Raw genomic sequence first — 2,905 nt, 5'->3', positions numbered from 1 at the left:
CCTCACTCTTCTCAAGCACGTCCAAGATGCGTTCGTCCGCCCAGTACAGGTGGTCCATCATGCACTTGATCGTCTTCATTTCGGTTCCCCCCTCTTCGTTTCATCGATTACTTGAACCTACTGTTATTCGTTAGTTTAATCATTTGAATGAACTAAAACAACCTTTTTTGGATGAATTCCTTGTTGCTGTAACACTTCCAAGGAGAAACGTACATTTTCAAAGGTATTAGTTGCTTTATCTTCTTTAAGTAATGATTCTGAAGAGTACTCCTAACGCTACCCCGACATTTTTTAGAAACTCCCATTCGGTTGTTTCTACATGAAGGGTCGTACCACCAGAAGGTAGAATAAATTGAGCGATACCGCTATGGTACAATGTTGCGACTCTTTCCATTAATTGTGGATGACTTGCTTCTGGAATTAATATAATGTCTGACTGTTCCAACTCCGTTTCGAAAAACATAAAATTACTAATACATTCAAAGGGGAATGACATATGAAGAACTCCTCAGTATTAACGCCTCTGGAATCCGGTATTTTCGAAGTATTCAAAGACTATCCATTCGCTATTTGGTTAAACTTTCCTGCCCGTTAGCTTAATGAAGCATCGTCAGACTATTACTTTATTTTTCTGTCTAGAACTTTATTTTCTTCTGACACCTCAATAAAGACCGCAAAGGCTTAAGCCCTTACGGTCTAATTTACTTCTGGCATCCTAAGTCCGATTTCACCTTCCTTGTTGCGGCCCCGACCATAGTCAATAACCACAAAATCCAAAGTCCGATTAATTTTAAGACTGTTTGCTATATTTACAATCGCTCGTCGTCGTTTAACTGCAAATGTCGTGGCTGAGATACTAGGCACATCTTTTCTGTATCCCTTCTCCATATACTGCTGGGCCTTGAGGTATTTTTTACCGTCTATGAACAGCAGCTTAGCAGCAAGTCCCTCGTGTGGATCCCTCATGTTGTTTACGGCGAAGCGGACATTGTTTGTGATGAATTGATAGAATTTGTAATTCATATGCCGTTTGTCCTTTAGGATTACAGCGTTTGCTGTTACACCTGCCGTTAACTCCTGACCTGACTCTCGTTTTGCAATTGCCCCCTCGGCGGAAAGTAACTCATACGCATACATTCCGTTTTCAATCTACTGGAGAGCAAACTCATAGTTTTTGATCACCTCGATCATATCAACATACTTACTAAGAAGCCACTTTGTTTTTCGAATATCTTCCTGCTCAATGTCCGAAAAAAAGTTTACCTGGATTATCTTTTGTGTATCAGAAGACTCATCTTCAAGACTATTAACTATACACATTTGATCGTCATTCATCGTTTATCATTCCTTTATATAATGTGATAATTTGGTGAAATCGTTATTTTTGGTATATATATGTAAATCAAAACACTATAATTACCTTACACCATAGTTTGCATACGAAGAAAACAAACTAAGGAGGCTTTACTTTTGAGAAAATCTATTATTGCTTTGGCTGCTGGCACAGTGCTTCTTGGGGCATTGTCTGTACCGTCTTTAGGTTTTGCAGAACAAGCCCCAACTTCAGCAAATATTTCTTCTCAGTCACCATATGATCCGCCTCAAGGGAACAAAAAATGGGTAAGTGGCATCAGAGGTGCAACAGTTAAAGAGGATATGAAATCGACAGTTCCAACTCAAAAATTTTACATGACAGGAGGATTTGGAGGAAATATTAATTTATATAAATGGCAACAAAAAGGCAACAACAAAGTATGCCCATTATATCAAGGCTACATTTACAAAATATTCCCTTAATAATAAAACTAACTTTAAAGTAAGCACTTTTTTTCATAGGTGCTTATTTTTTTCATCGTTATTATTTGCCATATTTAATCCTCACCTCGCTTGCCGGCACAGTCTCAATCAACATATACCTATCTACTTGTACTACACCTATAAACAAAAGTACAGCAGCTAATATAGTGGTATATGCGCGTATCATGTGGCATCCTCCTTGACCGCCGCATTCGCAAACACTTTAGATAACTCGATATTAATACACACTTTGCCCTCTGCGTTCGGTGCATTAAAATAATCAGTCCACAGCTGGAAGGCTTTCATGAGTGACCCGTTTAGTCTGGCTATCTCTGCATCCTTTGTTGTATTAGGGATTCAGATTCCTTTTGAGTATCGACGAGTACCTTTATGTTTCCTTTCAATAATTTCATTTTCGGTGTTCGAAAAATACAACCGTTTTTCTATATTATCTGCCCAACTTTTTTCTTTTTCGGCTTCCAGTATCCAGTAAACCATTCGCTTTTCCCAGTCTGGTTTATCTGTCATTGTTGTTCCTCCCCCAGCATTCGTCGTCTTCATCGTCTCCTATAAGACGTTCTGAGCAGCACGGACATAGACGATTGTAACAATCCTCGTATCGCCAAGTAGCCCGCGATTCAGGAGAATCCATCGCTTTTCACTCACTATAGGTTAATCTTCATCGCGATTGTTTCCCGTCGTATGAGTACCACAGTGTATGCATTCTCCTGTCACCCAATCGTCGTCTTCGAAATTTCAGTTCTTCTTCTTTTCGATCAATCTCTATATGCAGTTCTGACCAAAAAAATCCTTCTGCCAAAATGCGAAAATCTTCTCCTTGCAAGTCTTCTGTGTCTTCTTGTTTTTCCTTTTCTGATTTGATCAAGTCCATGATCGAATATTCGTGTCCGTCTTGGAAGAAGCGACGCAGTCCGCTTCCTGCTCATTATTCACTACGATTTTCATCTATATATTCTCCCTTTGGTGCCGTGTGACCGACACCCTGTATAGGCTTAATATTCAAATCACGATATCTTATCCCATGTTCAATGGGGCTGCCTAATTCTTCATGTTCATCATCACATTCCCGACAGCAAGCAAACACCCC

General features: G+C 39.5%; 5 protein-coding genes and 1 pseudogene. 1 reads left to right on the top strand and 5 read right to left on the bottom strand.

What is annotated here, in order from left to right; genetic code table 11:
• Positions 1–244 precede the first annotated feature (244 nt).
• Positions 245–496 carry a YdcF family protein gene (locus GRP75_RS23305; protein WP_202404280.1) on the bottom strand — a complete coding sequence of 84 codons (252 nt, stop codon included), beginning with the start codon at positions 494–496 and terminating at the stop codon, positions 245–247.
• Between the two features lie 200 nt (positions 497–696).
• A pseudogene (locus GRP75_RS23300) lies at positions 697–1,335 on the bottom strand (hypothetical protein).
• Between the two features lie 135 nt (positions 1,336–1,470).
• On the opposite strand from GRP75_RS23300, the gene GRP75_RS23295 reads away from it, so the two are divergent.
• Positions 1,471–1,797 carry a hypothetical protein gene (locus GRP75_RS23295; protein ID WP_023989029.1) on the top strand — a complete coding sequence of 109 codons (327 nt, stop codon included), beginning with the start codon at positions 1,471–1,473 and terminating at the stop codon, positions 1,795–1,797.
• A 61-nt stretch (positions 1,798–1,858) separates the two neighbouring features.
• Here the strand turns inward: GRP75_RS23295 and GRP75_RS30360 are convergent, their stop codons facing one another.
• From GRP75_RS30360 to GRP75_RS23290, 3 genes are read right to left on the bottom strand one after another with little or no spacing between them, the layout of a single operon-like run.
• Positions 1,859–1,984 carry a hypothetical protein gene (locus GRP75_RS30360; protein ID WP_023989030.1) on the bottom strand — a complete coding sequence of 42 codons (126 nt, stop codon included), beginning with the start codon at positions 1,982–1,984 and terminating at the stop codon, positions 1,859–1,861.
• Positions 1,981–2,103: a hypothetical protein gene (locus GRP75_RS30355; protein ID WP_023989031.1), complete on the bottom strand. Its 123-nt coding sequence runs from the start codon at positions 2,101–2,103 to the stop codon at positions 1,981–1,983. Before GRP75_RS30355 ends, GRP75_RS30360 begins: the two co-directional genes overlap by 4 nt.
• 51 nt (positions 2,104–2,154) lie before the next feature.
• Positions 2,155–2,325 carry a hypothetical protein gene (locus GRP75_RS23290; protein WP_023989032.1) on the bottom strand — a complete coding sequence of 57 codons (171 nt, stop codon included), beginning with the start codon at positions 2,323–2,325 and terminating at the stop codon, positions 2,155–2,157.
• Positions 2,326–2,905: the final 580 nt, after the last annotated feature.

This window comes from Paenibacillus sp. OT2-17 (genome assembly GCF_009827695.1).
Classification (GTDB): Bacteria; Bacillota; Bacilli; order Paenibacillales; family Paenibacillaceae; genus Paenibacillus; species Paenibacillus polymyxa_B.
The sequence above is the reverse complement of the archived record's forward strand: the minus strand, read 5'-3'. Positions and strand labels throughout refer to the sequence as shown.

Bases quoted from the DNA above. Each gene is read 5' to 3' on its own strand.
- GRP75_RS23305 (WP_202404280.1), bottom strand. From the start codon at position 496: ATGTCATTCCCCTTTGAATGTATTAGTAATTTTATGTTTTTCGAAACG.
- GRP75_RS30360 (WP_023989030.1), bottom strand. From the start codon at position 1,984: ATGATACGCGCATATACCACTATATTAGCTGCTGTACTTTTGTTTATA.
- GRP75_RS30355 (WP_023989031.1), bottom strand. From the start codon at position 2,103: ATGAAAGCCTTCCAGCTGTGGACTGATTATTTTAATGCACCGAACGCA.
- GRP75_RS23290 (WP_023989032.1), bottom strand. From the start codon at position 2,325: ATGACAGATAAACCAGACTGGGAAAAGCGAATGGTTTACTGGATACTG.